Here is a 20,172-nt window from a genome sequence, read left to right on the forward strand (position 1 = left end):
TTCGGCCACTCCGGAAGGAGCGGCGGCCGGTGAGCCCGAGGCCAGGGCCGAGACGTGGTGCGGTTTTCGGTCAGGTGGCGGACAGCCGGAACAGCATGTGCCCGAAACCCACCTGGTCGCCCTCCCGTACGACGGCCGCGCCGACGACCCGCCGTCCGTTCACCGTCGTGCCGTTGGTGGAACCGAGGTCGCGCAGCACCCACAGGCCGCCCTGGCGGCGCAGTTCGGCGTGCACGCGCGAGACCGTCTCGTGGTTGAGCCGCAGCCCGCTGGCGGGGTCGCGGCCTATGCGCAGCGGATGGCCGTGCGCCGGATGCGGCAGCAGCAGCTTGGGCAGCCGCTCGGCCTGCCAGGCCCGGCGCAGCCGCACGGTGAATCCGGAGACCGCCTCGACGGACCCGAACAGCAGCCGGGAGAGCCGGTTCTCCGTGGGCAGGTCGGCGGTGAGCACCGCCAGCTCGTCCGCGCGGCGGGCGGCGAGCGCCAGTTCCATGCGGCGGATGAACGTGTCGTGGGACAGCCGGCCCACGGCGACGCCGTCCCGGAGCACCCGCAGCGCCCTGTCGCGCTCCGCGTCGGAGAGCCGCGCGGGATACGTGTTGAACTCGAAGGACGACGTCACGCTCGTGATTGTCGGGCAGCGCGGCCGGGCTGTCCAGGAAACGGGTGAACGCCCGCCACGCGCCCGTACCCGGTGAGACCCGCCGCAAAAGGGTGGATGCACCAGCGGATTGATCGTGTTTGACGCACCATGGACGGGCTACATCACGGTGAGCAGACGAAGGGGAACCGTCCGTGCAGTTCGAGGTGTGGGCACCGCAGGCCGGCCGAGTGACACTCCAGTGCGACGGCGTCAGCCACGCGCTGGAGCGCGATCCGGAACGGGCGGGATGGTGGTGGGGCGAGGCGGAGGCGCGCGACGGGTCCCGGTACGGCTTCGCGCTGGACGACGGGCCGGTGCTGCCCGACCCGCGCTCGCGCCGCCAGCCGGACGGCCCGGACGGGCTGAGCGCCGTCGTCGAGCACGAGCGGCACGCGTGGCGCGTGCCCTGGCAGGGGCGGCCGCTGCCCGGGGCGGTGCTGTACGAACTGCACGTGGGGACGTACACACCCGAGGGCACCCTGGACGCGGCCGCCGCGCGGCTCGGCCATCTCGCCGAACTGGGCGTCACGCACGTGGAACTGATGCCGCTCACGCCCTTCCCCGGCACCCACGGCTGGGGCTACGAGGGCGTCTCCCTGTGGGCGGTGCACGAGCCGTACGGCGGCCCCGCCGCGCTGAAACGCTTCGTCGACCGGGCCCACGAACTGGGTCTGGGCGTGGTCCTCGACGTGGTGCACAACCACTTCGGCCCGTCCGGCAACTACCTGCCCGTCTTCGGCCCGTACCTCACGGACACCCACCACACGCCCTGGGGCGCCGCCGTCAACCTCGACGCGCCCGGCTCGGACGAGGTGCGCGCGTTCCTGATCGGCAGCGCCCTGGCCTGGCTGCGCGACTACCGGCTGGACGGGCTGCGGCTGGACGCGGTGCACGCCCTGGTGGACACGCGCGCGCTGCACTTCCTGGAGGAGCTGTCGACGGCCGTGGACGCCCTGTCCGCCGAGGTGGAGCGGCCGCTGTTCCTGGTCGCCGAGTCGGACCTGAACGACCCTCGGCTGATCACCGCCCGCTCCGAGGGGGGCCTCGGGCTGCACGCGCAGTGGAACGACGACTTCCACCACGCCCTGCACACCGTCCTCACGGGCGAGTCCCAGGGCTACTACGCCGACTTCGCGCGCGCTTCCCTCGGCGGCCTCGCCAAGACCCTCACCGGCGGGTACTTCCACGACGGGTCGTACTCCAGCTTCCGCGAACGCCACCACGGGCGGCCGCTGGACCGCACCCGGGTGGCCGGGCACCGGCTGCTCGGCTACAGCCAGACCCACGACCAGGTCGGCAACCGCGCCCAGGGCGACCGCCTTTCGGCGCTGCTCTCCCCCGGCCTGGTGGCCTGTGCGGCGGCGCTGGTGCTGACGGCGCCGTTCACGCCGATGCTCTTCATGGGCGAGGAGTGGGCGGCGGGCACGCCCTGGCAGTTCTTCACCGACCACACCGACCCGGAACTCGCGGACGCCGTACGCCGGGGCCGGCGGCGGGAGTTCGCCGCGCACGGCTGGAAGGAGGAGGACGTGCCCGACCCGCAGGACCCGGCGACCCGGGACCGCTCCTGCCTGGACTGGTCCGAGCCGGAACGCGAGCCCCACGCGCGCGTGCTGGACTGGTACCGCCGCCTGCTCACCCTGCGCCGCGAGCAGCCCGACCTGACCGATCCGGACCTCGCCGACACGAAGGTGGCCTACGACGACGAGCGGCGCTGGATCGCCTTCCGGCGCGGGGACGTCCTCGTGGCGGTGAACCTGGCCCCGGAGCCGGCCGCGCTGTCGCTGGGCGTGCCCCACGCGCGCGTGCTGGCCGCGTGGGAGCCCGTGGAGACACCCGGGGCCGACGGGGTCGTGCGGCTGGCCGGGGAGTCGGCCGTGGTGCTGCTGCAGGAGTGAGCGAGGCCCGTCACAGGGCCTCGTCCGGGGCCCCCAGGTCCGTCACCCGTTCCAGCAGGATCGGCTCCCAGGCGTGGCGCAGCCGGGTCCGCGGCAGGGTGGCGTCCTGGGCGGCGAGGGCCTCCGCCAGGCCGAGGACGGCGTCGCAGCGGGCGAGCCACAGGCCGCGCAGGCAGGGCCGGGCGCCGTAGCCGGCGAGGGTGGCGGCGCGTACCGCGGCGGGCGCGCCGAGCGCGAGCGCGAGGCCCGCGATGTCCTCGGCCGGGTCGCCGACGACCGCCGCCGACCAGCCCAGGACGCCGCGCACCCGCCCGTCCGCGCCGACCAGGAGGTGACCTGCCGTCAGGGCGTGGTGGGTGAGGACCGCCGCCCCGGCCTGGGCGGCCAGCTGGGCCGCCGCGGGCGGGGTGAGCTGGTGCAGCCGGGCGGCGTCGAACTCGTCGGCGTCGGCGAGCCGCCGCGCGGCCTGGACCGCGGCCCGGCGCAGCACCTCCAGGGAACGCGGCGCGGCGCGCGGCACACCGAGGGTCTCCGCCTGCCGGAGCGGCACCTCGCGCAGGCCCGTGAGCACTCCGGCGAGGTCGGCCTCGCCCACGGCGGACACGTCGTGCCGTTCGCCCGACCCGCCGGGCAGCCGGGTGTCCAGCGTGTAGGCCAGCCCGGGTGCCCACTCGCCGTGCGCGACACCGGCCGGGACCGCCACCGGGACGTGCGGGCGGACGAGGTCGCGCAGGCGCAGCTCGCGGCGCAGGCGCACGGAGGCGTCGCGGTCGAGGGCCAGGCGCAGTACGTGACGGGTGCCGACCCACCAGGTGGTGGGTTCGGCGCCCTCCGTGACGGGCCGGACGTCGGGGCCGGACCGCACGGTGCCGCCCTCGGGCCGGTCCGGGCGGCCGGCCGGGCCGGTCCTGCCCGCCGCGCTGTCCTTCAGCAGGGAGCGGACCAGCCGGTGGACGGTGTCCGCGGTGGGAGTGGGTGCCTGGGTCATGGTCGCGCCGTTGCCGTTCGGGAGGCGTGCGGGGGACATCGGGGCCTCACTCCACTATGACCAGCTCGCGGGTCGTGCCGTTCAGGCGCCGCCCGCCGTCCTCGGTGACGGTGACGATGTCCTCGATCCGCACGCCGAACCGGCCGGGCAGGTAGATGCCGGGTTCCACGGAGAAGCACATGCCGGGCACCAGGGGCCGTTCCTCGCCCTCGATCATGTAGGGCGGCTCGTGGGTGGTGACGCCGATGCCGTGGCCGGTGCGGTGGATGAAGTACTCGCCGTAGCCGGCCTCGGCGATGACCGCGCGGGCGGCCCGGTCGACGTCCTGGCAGGCGGCTCCGGGCCGCACGGCGCGGAACCCGGCCTCCTGGGCCGCGCGCACGACGTCGTGCACCCGGCGCTCCTCGTCGGTGGGCGCGCCGACGTGGACCGTGCGGGAGGTGTCGGAGCCGTAGCCGTCCTTGAGGCCGCCGAAGTCGAGGACGACCATGTCGCCGTGTCCGATGACCCGGTCGCCGGCCTCGTGGTGGGGGTCGGCGCCGTTCGGGCCGGAGGCGACGATGGTGAAGTCGACCTGTTCGTGGCCGTGCCGGCGCAGCAACCGGTCCAGGTCCGCCGCCACCTCCGACTCCCGGCGGCCGGCGAAGGGGACGTCGCGGATCTCCTCGAAGGCGGCGTCGGCGGCGGCGCCCGCGGCCGCCATGAGCTGGAGCTCGGCCGCGTCCTTGACGGCGCGCAGCATCGGCAGGGCGTCGGTGAGCGAGGCCCAGGAGCTGCCCGGCAGGGCCCGCTGGAGGGCCAGCAGGTGCAGCGCCCAGGCGTTGTCGCTGACGCCGAACCGGCCCGCCGGGTCGAGGAGCGCGGCGGTGGCGGCGTAGGGGTCCTTGCCGTCGGTCCAGTCGCGCAGGGTCAGCGCGGGCGCGCCGGCGGCCCGGAGGGCGTCCGGGGCCTCCAGCGCGGGGACGACGAGGACGGGGTCCTGCCCGGCCGCGAGGACCAGCAGGGTGAGCCGCTCGGTGACCGCCGGGGGCGTGTACCCGGTCAGCCACACCAGGTCCGGTCCCGGGGCGACGAGCAGCCCCGCGAGCCCGGCCTCGGCGGCGGTCCGCGCGGCGCGCTCCATGCGGGCCCGGTAGTCGTCGGCGGTGAAGGACGCGGCCGTGCTTCCGGTCATCCGGGCCTCCCAGGACGGACGAAGGGCTACGGGCAGCATCCTGCCCGGCCTCGGGGGGCGGCGCGAGCGGTCTGCGGGCTTTCACCCGCGCACGATGCCCGACGGCGGTGTTCCCGTCAGGGGGCGCGGCCGGCTGCCTAGGGGTGGCCCTGCGGATGGACGCGCTGCCGGTCACCGGGGACGACGGCCGGCCGCGTGCCCGTCCGCGCCGCCGCCGTGCTGCCCCGCGGCTCCGGCGTCCCCGGCCACGACGACTCCGGCGACCGCGACGACCGCGGCGATCGAGACGACTGCGGCGACCGCGGCGATCAAGGCGCTCAAGGCGTTCAAGGCGATGGAGAGCCGGGCGCCGCCCGGCGATCGCCTCGCTGATCACCGGCCACGCCCGCTGCCCGCCGGTCCGCTCGTGCGCGGGGCGGTCGCCGGTCGCGGGGCCCGCGGGCCGTCACGTGGCGAGGGCCGGGACGACCGTCACCTGCTCGTAGCCGCCGCCGCGGTGCCGCACCGTCAGTTTCACCTTCTGGCCCGGACGGGCCCGGGCGACGGCTCGCAGCAGGTCGGCGGCCGTGTCGATCCGGGTCGTGCCGAAATTCAGCAGGACGTCGCCGCGCACCAGGCCCGCCTGCTGCGCCGGACCGGGCACGTGGAGCCCGACGACCACGGCTCCGGGCTTGCGCGCGTCCATGACCTGCACGCCGAGGGTCGCGGCGGGGGGCGGGGACGCCGTGGCGGACGGCGAGGGGCGGGTGAGCGGGGGCGTGTGCCGCCCGCGCGGGTCGAGGAGCCCGCCCTCGCCGGTCACCGTCGCGCCCATCGCCCCCAGGCCGATTCCGGACAGGACCAGGACGGCTCCGGCGAACCCGGCGAGCAGCACGTTGAGCAGCCGCCGGCCGCGCCGCCGGGCGGCGTGCGGACGCCGCCGCGGCGGTCCGGACCCCGTCGCCGGCGACGGCTCGGGGTCCTGGCCGGGCATCGGCTTGGGTCGCAGCGCGGTTCGTTCCATGACTCGCCTCCGGGTGGTGCCGATCGCCTCCGGCGGACGCCGGAACGATCTCGGCAGGTGCTCTACCCGGCACGCCGGCGGCCGACGAGCCACGAACGAGTGAGACTGACCGGCGCCGCCCGGGGTGTCAGCCCGTGTGTCCCTCTCCATGGCCGCCGTGGGCTCCGCCGTGGTCGAACCTCAGCACCGGGGCGGGCATCACGACGAAGGGCCGCATCATGCCCATGTCCTCGTGCTCCAGCAGGGTGCGGGTGCCGCCCACCGCCGGGTCGAAGCCGGAGACGTCGTAGGCGTCACGGCCGAGCAGCTGGAAGTCGGCCAGGTGGATGTGCATCGGGTGGACGATGGGCGCGAGGTTGAGGAAGCTCCACTTGCAGGCGCACCCAGGCAGGGCGCAGGGCGATCCCTCCGTGTGTTCGTCTGGTGTCCTCGCACACGGGAAGACCCCCGGCGCACCACCGGGGGTTCCGTCCTGTCCCGTTCCGGGATGATTCGGCTGGAAAACGCCGCCCGTCGGCGCCCGCCTCAGCCGCGGGCGGGCACGGGCACGGCCGGCGGCCGGTCGGGAAGGAAGCCGTGGGCACGCCGGGAGAGCCACTCGTCCTTGTAACGGTCCACCTGCCGGTGCCAGTTGAGGATGCCGGACATCCAGTTCCGCAGGTCGGCCACGTAGGTGCCCATGGCGGCACGGGCCTCCCGGCCGAGCCGGAAGTCGTCGTAGAGGACGGGCAGTTCGTGCTCCACGACGTGCTCGAACTGCCGCATGCGCTGGCTCATCAGGTCGTGCACGATGCCGAGGCCGGTCGGGTAGTCGCAGCCGAAGAAGTTCTGCACGACGAGGATCGCGTTGTGGATCTCGCCCTCGAACTCGATCTCCTTCTGGTACGAGAAGACGTCGTTGAGCAGGCACGCGAAGTCCATCGCGGCGTTCTCCAGCGACCGGACGGGGCCGCTGCGGTAGACCTCGGGCGGGACGGCCGGGCCGTGGCCCAGCCGGCACAGGCTCAGGGTGAGGTCGGAGCCGAAGGTGGCCCGGCGCATCTCCAGGTAGTCGACCGGGTCGGGGATGCGGTTCTGCAGCTGGTTGGACAGCTCCCACACCCAGCTCTCGGTCATGTCGTCGATCGCGGCCTTGAGCGTACGCCGGGCGTCGGGCGTCATGTCCGCGGTGGTGCGCAGCCACAGGTCGATCAGGCCGCGTTCCATGGCGTTGACCGGGACCGGCGGCTCGGCGCCGTCGACCGGCATGCAGTCGGACAGGCGGGCCGTGGTCAGCCGGGCGGCGGCCAGGTCGCGGCGGTGGCCGTACACCAGGGGGTAGTAGTCGTCGCCGTAGGTGCCCCAGGCGAGCCACTGCGAGCTGAGGTCGAGGGCCTCGGGGTCGGCGTCCGGGTCGAGGCCGGCCGCGCACAGGGGCAGGTCGTAGGCCCTGAGCTTGTCCGCGTCCCAGACGCCCTCGGCGAGGATGCCCATCCGGGTCACCCAGTCGCTCAACGTCCGGCGGGAACGGTCGAGATGCGGGCTGAGCTCCAGCGGGAACGGCATCCGGATGTCGGGGATCCGCGCCGGTCCCACCTTCTGGTACGGCACGTGCGTGTAGGAGCGCATGCGCTCGGCGCCGGCCGAGGCGAGCAGGGCGCGCACGTCGGCGGCGGAGGTGCCCAGGCCGCTGCACCCCGGCCACGGGCTGCCGCCGCGCACCGCGTTCTCGTTCATGTAGCGGCTGGAGCGCAGATGCCACTCGTGGCCGCCGGACTGCCAGTCCTGCAGGCCCTTGGTGTACGCCGCCACGGCCGCGACCTCGTCCGGCGTGAGGCCCTTCTCCAGGGCCAGCGCGGGCACTTCGGTGAACGCCGTGTGCTCGAACTGGTGGAGGCGGGAGGTGAGGACGTCGTTGACGGTGTCGGCGGCCTCCTGGGTGGTGCAGCCGAAGAAGGTTTCCAGCACGAGCACGCCGTTGCTGTTCTCGCCCTCCTCCTCGACCTCGCGCTGGTAGGAGAACAGGTCGTTGCGCAGGTGCACGGCGTCGGAGAACGTCTCCATCAGCACCCGCAGCGGCCTGGACCCGGCGACGGAGGCGGGTACTTCGGCGGTGGCGTACTCCACGAGCCCGGCCGACCACGGGGCCCCGCCGACCTTGCGGCGCATCTCGATGTACTCGACGGGGTTGGCGATCCGCCCCTCGTTGATGTTGGACAGCTCCCACATCGATTCGTTCAGCAGGTGCTCGGTGGCCACGGCGAAGCGGCGGCGCCAGTCCGCGGACATGGCGGGCACCGTACGCGCCCAGAGGTCGGCCAGGCCCGCCTCGACCGGGTTCTGCGGCTCCGGCACGGGGGTCGCGAGGTCCAGCGGCATGAACAGGGGGAGCCGGTCCAGGTGCGCCTTGCCCGCGGCGCGGTCCTGGCTGCGCTTGTACATCTCCAGGAAGTGGTCGTCGAAGAAGAAGACCCACACGTACCAGTCGGTGATGAGGGAGAGCGCGGGGCCGTCGCAGTCGGGGTGGGTGTAGGCGCAGAGCAGACCGTAGTCGTGCGCGTCGAGGTCGGCCTGGTCCCAGACGCCGGATCCCTCCAGCATGCCCATCTCGCGTGCCCACACCGTCGAGTGCGCCCGGGCCTCGTCGAGATGGGGGTTCAGCCGCGCGGGGTGCGGCATGTAGAAGTGCGGGAGTACGAACGGCTGCGTCATGGCCGGGCCCTACCCGGCGCCCCGCTACGGCATCCGCGGGGCCGGACATGATCACACCATCGCGTGAATCGCGCCGCCGAAGCGCCCGTTGGGCCCGCTCCTACGCGACCTGGATCAGCGCGTGGGTGCCGCCGGTCCGCCAGCGCCGGCCCTCCGCCGCGTCCAGGGCCGCCTCGGTGCGTGCGTCGAGGCCGGTGATCACGTCGGACTTCAGAGTGCGCAGCGCGGCGACCGGGCCGGGGAAGTAGCCCGTGACGTCCGCGAACGGCGTGGTGGGCGCCCAGAGCCGGTCGCCCACGAGGCGCCGGTAGTTGAGGTCGCCCTTGACGATCGTGAGCGTGGCCGCAGCGAACTCGGCGCGCAGGTCACCGGGCATTTCCTCGTACGGCAGCGGGGCGCTGGAGAAGGGGTGGGCCCGCAGGGCGAGACGGCCGTCGGCCAGGGCGGTCCACAGCAGCCGTCCGAAGGCGGCGGCCGCTCCCCCGGCACCGGTCAGCCGGCGCAGGGCGTCGACGACGTCGGCGGTGGTGGCGTCCGAGACGTAGTACGGGTAGGGCTTGACGTGCAGGACCGCGCGTCCGATCCGCCCCTCGGCCAGGAGGTGGGCGATCAGCAGCAGGTCGGGGACGAGTTCCCGTCCGGCGTTGTCGGCGACCAGGCACAGGGTGCCGGTACCGGCACCCGCGGGGCCCAGCAGGGACCAGAGCCGGTCGCTGTCGTCGGCCACCAGGCCGGGCACGGCGTCCGCGTCCCGGGCACCTTGGGCGGAGAGCCGGAAGCCGAGGTCGGCGCGGTTGCCCCAGAGGGAGCCGTGCAGCAGGGCCCGCGCCCTGTCCTCGGGGGATCGGCCGGTCAGGTCGTCGAGGGCGGCCAGTTCCTCGCCGGTCGCGGCGGAGTCGAGTTCGGCCAGCTTGAAGGGGCGGAAGGGGTCGATGCCCTGCCAGGGTCCGGGGCCGAACCAGCCGACGGCGTCGAGCAGCCGCCGGTAGAACCAGCTCTCGGACCACAGCCACGGCACGTCGAACCAGGACCGGCCGGTGTACGCACGCAGCCCCCAGTCGTCCCAGCGTCGCCGGTCCTGCGCGTGGGCGGGGAGGGGTTCGATCACGCCCTCGGTGCAGTTCGCCAGCAGTGCGTCGAGCGCGCGGTGCTGCGCCGGTTCGTACGGGAAGGCCTCGCGGACCTGCTCGATCACGGCGGGGTGCCGCTCGGCGAGCACGCTGTGCGGGAACGAGCCCGGCCGGTTGCCGAGGAGCACGGGTGCGGTGGGGGTGTCGGGCATGGCCTCACCGTAATGCGGGCCGGGGTCAGACCGGCACGATCTCCCGTTCCAGGCGGGCCGCCAGGCTCAGGTAGCGGGCGCGGCGGGTGACCGGGACCAGGCCCCGGATGAGTATGGTCCACATCTCCGCGGTCCGGCGGGGCTGGCGTGCGACCGGTTCGCGGGAGCGGCCCACCACCCGGGTGCCGACGAAGAAGCAGACGAGGGAGTGGGCCACGACGTCGATGTCGATGTCGGGATGGACGTCGGACTCCTTCACCGCGCCCACGAGCCGGGCCGTGACGATGTCCAGCCACTCCGTGAAGGGGTGGCTGAGCGGCGGCCGGGGGCGGATCCCGCCGGTGGACAGCCGCAGCCCCGCCCGCAGGACCGGGTCCTCGACGGACAGGCGGGTGATGCCGAACGTGAGGCGCATCAGCGCCTCGAGGGAGGTGTGCCCGCGCTGGTCGGTCTCCGCCGCCAGCCGCCGGGCGGTGTGCGACTGGAGTTCGAGGATGGCGTGCGCCAGATCCTCCTTGGCCGCGAAGTGGAAGTACAGGGCGCCCTTGGTGACCTGGGCGTGCTCCACGATGTCGCTGAGACTGGTCGACTCGTAGCCGCGACGGTCGAACAGGTCGGCGGCGGCCGTGATGATCGTCGAGCGGGTCTGCTCGGCTCGCAACTGCCTCGCCATCGACTGCACTCTCCCGGGACGGAAATGAACGGGTCATGCCGTTTGTTTTTACCCGCCGTACACGATAACTCACCCTGAGACGGCACTCATCACACCGGTGTGCCGAAGCGTGGGCGCACTTCGGGCAGAACCGGCGCAACCGGCCAAAGAAAACAGCGCGTTCGGTATCTAACCGCGATGGATGTGCGGGCACACGTGAAGGCGGGCCGGCCGGTGCCCCATCCGCACCGGCCGGCCCGCCCGTTCGCGGCCTGCCCCGTTCAGCGTTCCCGAGTCAGGATCAGAAGGTCAGCTTCCAGCTGTTGAGCGTGCCCGTGTCCTGGGCCGCGGTGTCCTGGACACGCAGCTTCCAGGTGCCGTTGGCGACCTCGCTGGAGGCGTTCACGGTGTAGGTGGTGTTCACGTTGTCCGCGGAGTCCGAGGCGGCCGACTTCAGCCGGTACGCCGAGCCGTCCGGCGCGATCAGGTCGATGACGAGGTCGCCGCGGTAGGTGTGGGTGATGTCGACCCCGACCTGGAGGGCCGAGGGGGCGTTGCCGCTGCGGCCGCTGACGGTGATCGGGGACTCGATCGCACCGGCGTTGTCCGGGATGGCGACGGCCGTGGTGCTGGTGAAGGTCGTGCCGGTGGACGTACCGCCCTTGACGGCCTGGACCGTCCTGGCGGCGTCCGCGAGGCCGGCGCCGCAGCCGCCGGAGCAGGTGCCGGGCAGCGGACGGGCGTTGGTCTTGATGGCTGACTCGATCTGCGCCGGGGTGAGGGCGGAGTTGGCCGACTTCATCAGGGCGGCGAGGCCCGCGACGTGCGGGGTGGCCATGCTGGTGCCCTGGTAGTAGGCGTAGTTCTCGGTCGACGGCGTCTTCGTGCCGGAGTTCAGCGTGGAGAGGATGCCGTTGGCGGTGGTGGTGCGGGTCTCGCCGCCGGGGGCCGCGATGTCGACGACCGTGCCGTAGTTGGAGTACGAGGCGCGGCTGCCGGCGCGGTTGGTCGCGGCGACGGTGATGACGTTGGCGCAGTTCGCCGGGGACGAGCTGGAGGCGTTGGTGTTCTCGTTGCCTGCCGCGACGACGACCGTGGTGCCGCGGTTCACGGCGCCGTTGATGGCGCTCTGGGTGGCGGTGGAGCAGGCGCCGCCCCCGCCGAGGCTCATGTTGATGACCTTGGCGACGTTGGTGTTGGCGGGCACGCCCGAGACGGTGCCGCCGGACGCCCACGTGATGGCGTCGATGATGTCCGAGTCGTAGCCGCCGCACTTGCCGAGGACGCGGACCGGGGAGATCTTCGCGCCGTACGCGATGCCGGCGATCCCCTTGCCGTTGTGGGTGGCGGCGGCGATGGTGCCGGCCACGTGGGTGCCGTGCCAGGAGGAGTTCGAGGCCGGGACGCCCGCGCCGCACTCGCCGGCGTTGTACCAGTCGCCCGGGTCGGCCGGGTTGCTGTCACGGCCGTTGCCGTCGACGGAGACGGCGGTGTCGGAGATGAAGTCGTAGCCGCCGACGATGTTCGCGGCCAGGTCGGAGTGGGCGACGTAGCCGGTGTCGATGACGGCGACGGTCACGCCGGTGCCGGTGCTGGTGTCCCAGGCGGTGGGGACGTTCATGCCCGCGGTGGACTCGAACAGATCCCACTGCTTGCCGTAGTCGGTGTCGTTCGGGGTGACGGCCGCCGGCTTGTTCAGGCGGTCGGGGACGACGTAGGCGACCTGCGGGTCGGCCCGGTACGCGGCGACGACGTCGGCGACGGACGCCCGGGTGGGGCCGGTGCCCAGGTCGACGAGGGCGGCGCCGGTGCCGAGGCGGCGCTGGAAGCCGACGTCCTCGCCGGTCTTCTCGGCCTTGGCGGCGGCGTCGGAGGCCGCGGCCTTGTCGGACTTCGCCTCGGTGGCGCCGGACTTGTAGCCGACGATGAGGCGCTCGGCCGTGGTGCCGGGGGCGGCCTCGGTCTGCGCGGCGGGGACGGCCGACGGGGTGGGGGCGGATTCCTGGGCGACGGCGACCGCGGCGGGGGCGGCGGTCAGCAGGGCGGCGGAGACGGCGGCGACGGATATCAGCTTCCGTCTGAGCGTTGGGGAGGTACGCACAGTCTGCCTTTCGTGGCCGGACTCCGGGCTGCGCGGAGCGGCGGTTCAGTCGCTTCGTCGTCGAAGCGGAGGGGGGTCGTTCGAAAAGCGGGAGCGACGCGGTGGCCGGCCAGGCGCGAGACAGAAGCGGACCGTTCGGGGTTACCTGTGGGTCAGCTGTGCAGGAACGATAGGCAAAGGGCAGGTCATCGGGATACGGGGGAAACCCTCGATCCGGCCGGGGGTCCACCCTCGATGGCGGGCCCTCGCCCGCCCATGTGCCCCTTTTCGAACGGCTGGTGGCGAGGTGAACGCGTCGGGCCGTCCTCCCGTACTGCACACCGAACGTCGCCGCCCCGGCCGAGGAGACGCAGCCCCATGCCCCCTACGACTGCACGCCGCACCGCGCTCGCGGCCGCCCTGGCGCCCCCGCTGCTGCTGCCGTTGTGGGCGGCGTGCCCGGCCGCCGCACACGGGGCGCCGACGGATCCCGTGAGCCGGGCCGTGGCCTGCTCCCCCGAGGGCGGCGCGCGAGCGGACTCGGCTGCGTGCCGGGCCGCGGCGGCGGCCAACGGCGGGCCCCTGGCGGCCTGGGACGACCTGCGGCTGGCGAACGTGGACGGCCGGGACCGGCAGGTCGTACCGGACGGCGAGTTGTGCAGCGGGGGCCTGCCCGGCTACCGGGGCCTCGACCTCGCCCGCGCGGACTGGCCGTCGACCAGGGTGGCGCCCGGCGCGACGCTGACCGTGCGCTACGCGTCGACGATCCCGCACACCGGCACGTTCCGGATGTACCTGACGAAGCCCGGCTACGACCCGGCCGGACCGCTGTCCTGGTCGGACCTGCCGGCCGAGCCGTTCGCGCGGGTGACGGACCCGGCGCCGACGGACGGCGCGTACCGCATGAAGGTGACCCTGCCGTCCGATCGCGCGGGGCGGCATGTGCTGTACACGGTGTGGCAGAACACCAGCACGCCGGACACCTATTACTCGTGCTCCGACGTGGTGTTCCCGGAAGAGGTGCGGGAGCCGCAGGGAGAGCAGGCGAGGGACCGGGAGCGGCAGAAGGAGCCGGCGCGGGCGGGGACGCCGCAGGAGAGGACGCCGGAAAGGACTCCGGAGAAGGAGGCCGCGCCGGAGGACCGGGGCGCGCCGGGAGGCCGGGAGGTGCCGGCGCGGCAGGAGCCCGCCGCCGCGACGCAGCGGGCGGAGCGCGCGGCCGGCCCGAACACGCCCGTGCTGGCGGGCGGCGCCGCGGCGGTGCTGGTGCTCACCGGCGGCGCCGCCCTGGCCCTACGGCTGCGGCGGCGCTGAACCGCTCGCCGTGCGCCGTCAGTTGACGTTGACCGCGACACCGCCCTTCGTCACCGGGGCGTACTTGGCGGTGAAGAACGCGTTGGCGAAACACAGCGACGAGCCGGACACCTTGGTGAACTGCTGGTTGCTGAAGGAGATGCTGTGGTCGGCGTTGCTCGCCGTGCCGGTCAGGCCGGGGGCCTGGTAGACGCAGGTGATCGTGCCGAGCAGGGTGCGCAGCTTGACCGTGGACTGGACGGTGGAGCCGGCGGCCGGGGTCACGGAGACGGTGCCGCCGGAGGACACGCTGGTCGAGTAGGGCAGGTTGTCGACGGTGATGCCGCTGACGCCGAGCACGCCGACGACGTTGGTGGTGCAGCTGGCGGCGTCGAAGCTGTGCGCGGTGAGGGACTCGGTCGCGACGCCGGGGGCGGCCGGGTTGCCGGTGACGGTGGCGGCGAACGCGGACTTGGTGCAGGAGATGCCGCTGGTGCCGGTCGCGCTGGAGTAGAAGGTGGCGGCCGTGCCGGTCGCGAGGGACGCGTCGAGCACGTCGCCGACGGCGACGGCCGCGCCGTCGGCGGTGGTGAGGACCGGGGTGTCGGCCGCCGAGGCGGGGGCGGCGAGGCCCAGGGCGGCCACGGCGGCGGTGAGGGTGACAAGGGTGCGCGTACGCATGCGGGTGTACCTCTTTCGTCAGCGGGGGTGGGGGACCACCCCGCGCCCCGCCGCCGCCCGCCCGTCACGCCTTCTCCGTACGTGACGGGCCGGCGACGGCAGGCCGGTGAGCGGCCGGAGACGTGCACGGGGACAGGTCTCCGGCCGGGCCGGGCGGGGGGTGGCTGCGGACACGGCGTCACAGGAAGCGGCCGTGCCGGAGTGCGACTCGTGCGAGGGAAAGCCCGTGCTGGAACACCGGGCGGCAGGACGCCCGTCCGGGACGGGCGGTCCGGGATGCGCGGCCGGTGCCGTGCTAGCGGATCCGGCGCCACGGATCCAGTGGGACGAGCAGAGTTGTAGACCTGGCGGTCCATCAACGTCAAGGCCGCGTAAGCGAGTTGTGCGGTCGGTGAGCGTTTCCGGAAGGCGGCGACTCACCTGCGGCACACCGTCGGCACTCTTTGTCCACACATCCCTTGACCCTTCATGTAACCCCCGGTAACTTCCTGGTCGGCTACCGCGGCGTAACCAGAAAGCCCTTGCGACCGACGGGAGTTGCGGGGCCACGTACGCGGCCGGTGTCCGCGCCAGGGCAACGTGCCACCGATGTCCGATCCGCACCCACAGCACCGGGAGCAGACATGACCTCCTCCGCCGAGCACACCTCCGACAGACCGGACGGCTCCCTCGCCCCGGACCCCGGTGACGCCCCCGTGCGCCGCGGGCGGGTCAGGGCGCGCCGGGCCGCGGTGATGGCGGTGCCGGCCGCCGCGGTCGCCGCGGGCCTCGCGATCCTCACGGCCGAGGGGGCGCTGGGTGTGCAGTTCGCCATCTCGGGCATGCCGTTCACGGTCACCGCGACGGAGCTGAACGGCACCGGCTTCGCGCAGTTCGGCGGCCTGGACGAGATGGCCGAGGGCAGCCCGAACGCCGGTGACACCGGCGGCCAGGTGCTGGTCGTCACCTCCGTGATCAAGAACGCCACGCTCACCAAGCTGTGCCAGAGCGTGGACCTGGGCGGCACGAACCTGGTCATCCGGGCCGGAGAGGGCGCGCAGAAGGTCACCGCCAGCGATCTGACGACCGACTCGACCCAGCTGTCCGGCGACGCCGCGTTCAACAACATCGAGATCGGCAACGACGCGAGCACCCTCGACAAGGCCGGGCCGAAGGGCCGCGGCCCCAAGGGCGTGTTCAGCCAGCAGTCCGACACCGTGCACATCGCCAACCTGCGGCAGACCAACTACGCCACGACCGCAGGCGTGTTCAAGCTGCCCGGTCTGAAACTGGGCTTCAGCGGGTCGGGCTGCTGATGCCCGGCCCGCGCGGCGGGCTCCGGCCCGCCTTCCGGCGCTGGCGGGCCGGCCGGCCGTTCTGGGGCGGGCTGCTGCTCGCCCTGGGCGGGGCGGAGATCCTGCTCACCCTGAGAGCCTCGCTGGACGTCGTCCTGCACGTCGGCATGCAGGGCCTGGCCGGCTACCTGCTGCCCGTGGTGATGCTGCTGTGCGGGGTGCTGATCCTCTTCAACCCGGCGCAGCGGCTGTTCTACTCGGTCGTCGGCGTGCTGGTCTCCCTGGGCTCCTGGCTGACGTCCAACCTCGGCGGCTTCTTCGTCGGCCTGCTCCTGGGCGTGGTCGGCAGCTGCCTCGCCTTCGGCTGGCTGCCGGACCAGGAGCCGCGCGTCAGCCGCCGGCGCCGCCGGAAGGAGGCCCGGGCGGCACGCGCGGAGCAACGACCGGCACAGGCTTCGGAGCAGCCACCGGCACAGGCTTCGGAGCAGCCACCGGCACAGGCGGCGGGGCACTCACCGACAGGGGCGACGGTGCAGCCCTAGCCGCGCGGCGGGGCCGGCGGCGCGGCCGCCCGGCCCCCGCTGTTCGACCGGTCGGACAGATCATCACGATGCGGCAGCATCAACTCACGGCATGTGGCTGCTCACTTGACGGGGTGTGGTCACACACGGTTGGCTCCGGGCCAGCGAGAGTCGGCCGGCCGGGGCACACCCCGCGGCCCGCCTGCGCTCTCACCCTGCTCCAGCTCGGCCGCACAGCGAGGTCCCGCCCCCATGAACACTCCGCCCCCGCCGCTCACCCCAGCGAGACTCGTCCGCGCCGCGGCCCTGGCGTCCGCCCTGTGCCTGCTGGTGTCCGGCTGCTCCGCCCTCGGCGCCACCGACGACGCGCCGGACCGGGACGCGGCGGGGTCCGGATCGGGGATGCGGGTCGCCCTGGTCACCCACGGCGGCGAGGGCGACGCCTTCTGGGACCGGGTGCGCCGGGGAGCCGAGGCGGCGGCCGCCAAGGACGGCATCGACCTGACGTACGCCGGCGACGCCGACCCGGCCGCGCAGGCCGACCTGGTGCGCGACGCGGTCCGTGACAAGGTCGACGGTATCGCGGTGACGCTGGCCAAACCGGCGGCGATGCGGGGCCCGGTCGCCCAGGCCAGAGCGGCCGGCATACCGGTCGTCGGGCTCAACTCCGGCATCGACGCCTGGCGGCCGGCGGGCCTGCTGGAGTACTTCGGCCAGGACGAGTCCGTCGCGGGCCGGGCCGTCGGCGACAAGCTGGACGACCTCAAGGCCAAGCACGCCCTGTGCGTGGTGCACGAGCGGGGCAACGTGGCGCTGGAGGCCCGCTGCGCCGGCGTGAGGAACACCTTCGGCGGCGACACCGACAACCTCTACGTGGACGGCACCGACATGAACGCGGTCACCGCCACGATCGCCGCCCGGCTGCGGCAGGACAGAACCATCGACGAGGTCGTCACCAACGGCGCCCAGTACGCCCTCACCGCGGTCAAGGCCGTGCGGCAGGCCGGGAGCAGGGCCGAGGTCGCCACCTTCGACCTCGACAAGGACCTGGTCGAGGCGGTGCGCGACGGTTCCGTGCAGTTCGCCGTGGACCAGCAGCCCTACCTGCAGGGCTACCTCGCGGTGGACGCCCTGTGGCTGTACCGGACCAACGGCAACGTCAGCGGCGGCGGGGCGGCGCCGGTGCTCACCGGGCCCGCCTTCGTGACCCGGTCGAACGTGTCCGCGGTGGCCCGGTTCGCCGCCGCCGGGACCAGGTGACCGGCACCCGGGACCGGCCCCCTCACATGGGGGTGTCACCAAAGATTCGGTCAGGGCCCGCCCGAACGTCCACATGTACGGATAACATCCTGGCCATCTCAGGTGCCGCTCCCGGCACATCCGCACCCCCGCGCCCGTCCCCCGCCTTCCCCGACCGTTTCGCCCTCCCGTTCCTCACCCCCCGCTGATCGCCCTAGGACGACGATGTCTCGACGGACAGGTGCCCGGCGCCGTCTCGGTTCCATACGCCTCTCCCTGGTGCTGCTGGCCCTGGTGCCCGGCGTCACCCTCGCCGCCATGTGGGGCGTGACGACGATCCAGATGTTCTCGGAGGGGCTGCGGCTGCGCGACCAGACCGAGCTGAGCCGGTCGACCGGCGCCATGGGCACCGACGCGACGCTCGCCCTGCAGCGCGAGCGCAGCCTGTCGGCCGCCTGGCTGGCCTCGCCCCGCGGCTCCCGGGCCGCCCTGGACGCGCAGCGCGAGGAGACCGACCGGGCCGTCGCGAAGCTGGTCGGGCAGGCCGACGCGATCGAGAAGGCGCCCTCCCGCATCTCGGACCGGCTGTACTCGGTGCTCGGCTCGGTGGGCAGCCTGGAGTACTACCGCGACCAGGTCGACAACCCCACCGACATCACGCCGCAGCAGGCGCTCGACCAGTACTCCTCGATCATCGACGATCAGATCCACGCCTTCCAGGAGCTGTCGCAGGTCGACGACGGCGACCTCACCTCGCAGGCCGGTCCCCTCGTGGCGCTGGAGCACACGGCGGAGCTGGTCTCCCGGGCGGACGCGCAGCTGACGCTGGCCTGGCCGTCGGGGCACCTGGACGACGCGGCCTGGACGCAGTTCGCGGAGCTGGTGCACACCCGGCGCTGGCTGGTGCAGGACCAGGTCGTGCCGCAGCTGACCGGCGAGGCCAAGGCGCAGACCGAGCGGATCATGGCGGGTCCCGAGTGGCGGACGCTGCAGTCGATCGAGGACCGGGTGCTGGCCGCGCGGAACTCCGGTGACGGCACGGACCGGATCGCCCTGCCGGACTCCCGGCAGCGGTGGGACGCCGCCATGGACAAGCTGTCCGAGCAGTACGCGGGGCTCATCCAGCAGCAGACCACGGGCCTGCTGGAGCGCAGCGCCGACAAGGCGGACGCGCTGCTGCTCAAGGCGGCGCTGCTGAGCGCCGGCGGGCTGCTCGCGCTGCTGGTGTGCGTCGGCGTGTCCTGGCGGATCACCCGCTCGCTGTCCCGGCGGCTGCGCGGACTGCGCCGGGCCGCCGTGAGCCTGGCGCAGGAACGGCTGCCCGACGTGGTGGCCCGGCTGGAACGGGGCGAGACGGTCGACCCGGAGTCGGCGACGCCCGAGCTGGACTACGGCCACGACGAACTCGGGCAGGTGGCGCAGGCGTTCAACACCGCGCAGCGCACGGCCGTGCACACCGCGGTCGAACTCGCCGACACCCGGCGCGGCTTCCAGAAGGTCATCCTCGGCATCGCCCGGCAGAGCCAGAACCTGGTCAACCTCCAGCTGAGCAAGCTCGACACGCTGGAGCGCGAGCACACCGACCCGGACATCCTCAAGGGCCTGTACGAACTGGACTCCACGGCCAGCCAGTTGCGCCGCTACGAGGAGAACCTGGTCATCGTCAGCGGGGAGCGGCCGGGCCGCAGCTGGAGCGAGCCGGTGGCGCTGATCGACATCCTGCGCAGCGCGATCGGGGAGGTCGCCGAGTACCAGCGCGTGGAGGTGCACACCGACGAGGAGGTGTACGTCGCCCCGCCCGCCGTGGCCGACGTCATCCACCTGCTGGCCGAGCTCATCGACAACGCCACCGCCTACTCCCCCGCGCCGAGCCCGGTCACCGTACGGGCCGCGATGGTGGCCAAGGGGCTGGCGGTCGAGGTGGAGGACCGCGGCCTCGGCATGTCGGAGGAGGACTACGCCTCCTTCAACGAACAGCTGGCGGTGCCTCCGCAGTTCGACGTGGTGGCGCTCGCCGACGACCTGCGGCTCGGCATGTTCGTGATCGCCCAGCTGGCGCACCGGCACGGCATCGCCGTCACCCTGCGCGCCTCGCCGTACGGCGGGACCACGGCGATCGTGCTGGTCCCGCACGACATCGTGGTGCGCGAGGTGGCGGACGGGGTGGCCCCCGAGGTGCCGGGCACCGGGGACGGACCCGGCGCGAACGGCCGCGCGGCCGCAGGCGCCCCGGCCCCGGAGGACGTACGGCCGCCGGCGGACGGACCGGTGCCGGCGAACGGCCACGCCACGGCGTCTTCCGGGGCCGGCGAGACGTCACAGGGGAGGGCGGCGCCCCGCGGCACCGGGGCGTCCCCGGGCACCGCGGGCACGCGGGGCGGGGAGACCTCCCCGCGGGAGCCGCGTCCGCTCGTCGCCGCCCGCACCGCGGCCTCCGCCCCCGCGCCCCGGCCCGCGCCCCGCGAGGTCGTCCCGCGCCGGGACGGGCTCGCCCCGCTCCCCCGCCGGGTGCCGCAGACCAGCCTGGTGGAGGAGCTGCGCGAGGAGGCCCCGCCCGCCCCTGACGACGCCTCCGCCGGCGAGTTCACCGCGGAGGCCGCCGCCTCCTCGCTGGCCGGCTTCCAGCGCGGCACGCTCCGGGCCCGTGACGACGACGCCGAACCGCCGTACCCGGAGGAGGCGGCCGCACCGCCCCGGCAGGTCGCCGCCGATCCCGTCCCCTCGACTCCGCCCGCCGACCGCTGACGAAGGAC

16 protein-coding genes and 1 pseudogene are annotated in these 20,172 nt (G+C 73.8%); 6 read left to right on the forward strand and 11 right to left on the reverse strand.

The window, feature by feature from the left end:
- Positions 1-70: 70 nt before the first annotated feature.
- Positions 71-622 carry an FHA domain-containing protein gene (locus ACF07N_RS18930; protein WP_383331411.1) on the reverse strand — a complete coding sequence of 184 codons (552 nt, stop codon included), beginning with the start codon at positions 620-622 and terminating at the stop codon, positions 71-73.
- Positions 623-795: 173 nt separating this feature from the next.
- On the opposite strand from ACF07N_RS18930, the gene treZ reads away from it, so the two are divergent.
- The gene (treZ, locus tag ACF07N_RS18935) at positions 796-2,541 is read left to right on the forward strand and encodes a malto-oligosyltrehalose trehalohydrolase (protein ID WP_383331414.1); all 1,746 of its coding nucleotides are present in this window, start codon (positions 796-798) and stop codon (positions 2,539-2,541) included.
- Positions 2,542-2,551: 10 nt separating this feature from the next.
- Here treZ and ACF07N_RS18940 read toward each other — a convergent pair whose 3' ends face one another.
- The 9 genes and pseudogenes from ACF07N_RS18940 to ACF07N_RS18980 form a co-directional block, all read right to left on the reverse strand.
- Positions 2,552-3,529 (reverse strand): aminoglycoside phosphotransferase family protein, encoded by a 978-nt coding sequence (locus tag ACF07N_RS18940; RefSeq protein ID WP_392114831.1) that lies wholly within the window; start codon positions 3,527-3,529, stop codon positions 2,552-2,554.
- 46 nt (positions 3,530-3,575) lie between these two features.
- A complete protein-coding gene (locus ACF07N_RS18945; RefSeq protein WP_392114172.1) occupies positions 3,576-4,703 on the reverse strand; it encodes an aminopeptidase P family protein in 1,128 nt (375 codons plus the stop codon).
- Positions 4,704-4,874: 171 nt separating this feature from the next.
- On the reverse strand, positions 4,875-5,024 hold the full coding sequence (locus tag ACF07N_RS18950) for a hypothetical protein (protein WP_392114175.1): 150 nt from the start codon (positions 5,022-5,024) through the stop codon (positions 4,875-4,877).
- Between the two features lie 124 nt (positions 5,025-5,148).
- A complete protein-coding gene (locus ACF07N_RS18955) occupies positions 5,149-5,706 on the reverse strand; it encodes a PDZ domain-containing protein (RefSeq protein WP_383331420.1) in 558 nt (185 codons plus the stop codon).
- 127 nt (positions 5,707-5,833) lie between these two features.
- Positions 5,834-6,079: pseudogene (locus ACF07N_RS18960) on the reverse strand (multicopper oxidase domain-containing protein); the annotation flags it as partial.
- 152 nt (positions 6,080-6,231) lie between these two features.
- Positions 6,232-8,397 carry a germacradienol/geosmin synthase Cyc2 gene (gene cyc2 / locus ACF07N_RS18965; protein ID WP_392114178.1) on the reverse strand — a complete coding sequence of 722 codons (2,166 nt, stop codon included), beginning with the start codon at positions 8,395-8,397 and terminating at the stop codon, positions 6,232-6,234.
- 100 nt (positions 8,398-8,497) lie between these two features.
- A complete protein-coding gene (locus ACF07N_RS18970) occupies positions 8,498-9,679 on the reverse strand; it encodes a damage-control phosphatase ARMT1 family protein (RefSeq protein WP_392114181.1) in 1,182 nt (393 codons plus the stop codon).
- 25 nt (positions 9,680-9,704) lie between these two features.
- Positions 9,705-10,352, reverse strand: coding sequence for a ScbR family autoregulator-binding transcription factor (locus ACF07N_RS18975; RefSeq protein ID WP_392114184.1), 648 nt, complete (start codon positions 10,350-10,352; stop codon positions 9,705-9,707).
- Between the two features lie 280 nt (positions 10,353-10,632).
- Positions 10,633-12,432, reverse strand: coding sequence for a S8 family serine peptidase (locus tag ACF07N_RS18980; protein WP_392114187.1), 1,800 nt, complete (start codon positions 12,430-12,432; stop codon positions 10,633-10,635).
- A 357-nt stretch (positions 12,433-12,789) separates the two neighbouring features.
- On the opposite strand from ACF07N_RS18980, the gene ACF07N_RS18985 reads away from it, so the two are divergent.
- Entirely contained in the window at positions 12,790-13,725 is a 936-nt protein-coding gene (locus ACF07N_RS18985) for a lytic polysaccharide monooxygenase (RefSeq protein WP_392114190.1), read from the forward strand.
- Between the two features lie 18 nt (positions 13,726-13,743).
- On the opposite strand, the gene ACF07N_RS18990 is transcribed toward ACF07N_RS18985, so the two are convergent.
- A complete protein-coding gene (locus ACF07N_RS18990) occupies positions 13,744-14,385 on the reverse strand; it encodes a Tat pathway signal sequence domain protein (protein ID WP_392114193.1) in 642 nt (213 codons plus the stop codon).
- A 623-nt stretch (positions 14,386-15,008) separates the two neighbouring features.
- Here ACF07N_RS18990 and ACF07N_RS18995 point away from each other — a divergent pair.
- The 4 genes from ACF07N_RS18995 to ACF07N_RS19010 all read left to right on the forward strand — a co-directional run bounded on the left by ACF07N_RS18995 (position 15,009) and on the right by ACF07N_RS19010 (position 20,164).
- Positions 15,009-15,680 carry a DUF6230 family protein gene (locus ACF07N_RS18995; protein ID WP_392114196.1) on the forward strand — a complete coding sequence of 224 codons (672 nt, stop codon included), beginning with the start codon at positions 15,009-15,011 and terminating at the stop codon, positions 15,678-15,680.
- Positions 15,680-16,201 (forward strand): DUF6114 domain-containing protein, encoded by a 522-nt coding sequence (locus ACF07N_RS19000; RefSeq protein ID WP_392114199.1) that lies wholly within the window; start codon positions 15,680-15,682, stop codon positions 16,199-16,201. Before ACF07N_RS18995 ends, ACF07N_RS19000 begins: the two co-directional genes overlap by 1 nt.
- 231 nt (positions 16,202-16,432) lie before the next feature.
- Positions 16,433-17,440: a substrate-binding domain-containing protein gene (locus ACF07N_RS19005; RefSeq protein WP_392114202.1), complete on the forward strand. Its 1,008-nt coding sequence runs from the start codon at positions 16,433-16,435 to the stop codon at positions 17,438-17,440.
- A gap of 204 nt (positions 17,441-17,644) precedes the next feature.
- Entirely contained in the window at positions 17,645-20,164 is a 2,520-nt protein-coding gene (locus tag ACF07N_RS19010; RefSeq protein WP_392114205.1) for a nitrate- and nitrite sensing domain-containing protein, read from the forward strand.
- The last annotated feature ends 8 nt before the right edge of the window (positions 20,165-20,172 follow it).

The organism is Streptomyces sp. NPDC015242 (genome assembly GCF_043079125.1).
Classification (GTDB): domain Bacteria; phylum Actinomycetota; class Actinomycetes; order Streptomycetales; family Streptomycetaceae; genus Streptomyces.

What these genes read in the sequence shown, in the direction of transcription:
- ACF07N_RS18940 (WP_392114831.1), bottom strand. Translation starts at nt 3,529, where the DNA reads ATGACCCAGGCACCCACTCCCACCGCGGACACCGTCCACCGGCTGGTC.
- ACF07N_RS18945 (WP_392114172.1), bottom strand. Translation starts at nt 4,703, where the DNA reads ATGACCGGAAGCACGGCCGCGTCCTTCACCGCCGACGACTACCGGGCC.
- ACF07N_RS18955 (WP_383331420.1), bottom strand. Translation starts at nt 5,706, where the DNA reads ATGGAACGAACCGCGCTGCGACCCAAGCCGATGCCCGGCCAGGACCCC.
- cyc2 (WP_392114178.1), bottom strand. Translation starts at nt 8,397, where the DNA reads ATGACGCAGCCGTTCGTACTCCCGCACTTCTACATGCCGCACCCCGCG.
- ACF07N_RS18970 (WP_392114181.1), bottom strand. Translation starts at nt 9,679, where the DNA reads ATGCCCGACACCCCCACCGCACCCGTGCTCCTCGGCAACCGGCCGGGC.
- ACF07N_RS18975 (WP_392114184.1), bottom strand. Translation starts at nt 10,352, where the DNA reads ATGGCGAGGCAGTTGCGAGCCGAGCAGACCCGCTCGACGATCATCACG.
- ACF07N_RS18985 (WP_392114190.1), top strand. Translation starts at nt 12,790, where the DNA reads ATGCCCCCTACGACTGCACGCCGCACCGCGCTCGCGGCCGCCCTGGCG.
- ACF07N_RS18990 (WP_392114193.1), bottom strand. Translation starts at nt 14,385, where the DNA reads ATGCGTACGCGCACCCTTGTCACCCTCACCGCCGCCGTGGCCGCCCTG.
- ACF07N_RS18995 (WP_392114196.1), top strand. Translation starts at nt 15,009, where the DNA reads ATGACCTCCTCCGCCGAGCACACCTCCGACAGACCGGACGGCTCCCTC.
- ACF07N_RS19000 (WP_392114199.1), top strand. Translation starts at nt 15,680, where the DNA reads ATGCCCGGCCCGCGCGGCGGGCTCCGGCCCGCCTTCCGGCGCTGGCGG.
- ACF07N_RS19005 (WP_392114202.1), top strand. Translation starts at nt 16,433, where the DNA reads ATGAACACTCCGCCCCCGCCGCTCACCCCAGCGAGACTCGTCCGCGCC.
- ACF07N_RS19010 (WP_392114205.1), top strand. Translation starts at nt 17,645, where the DNA reads ATGTCTCGACGGACAGGTGCCCGGCGCCGTCTCGGTTCCATACGCCTC.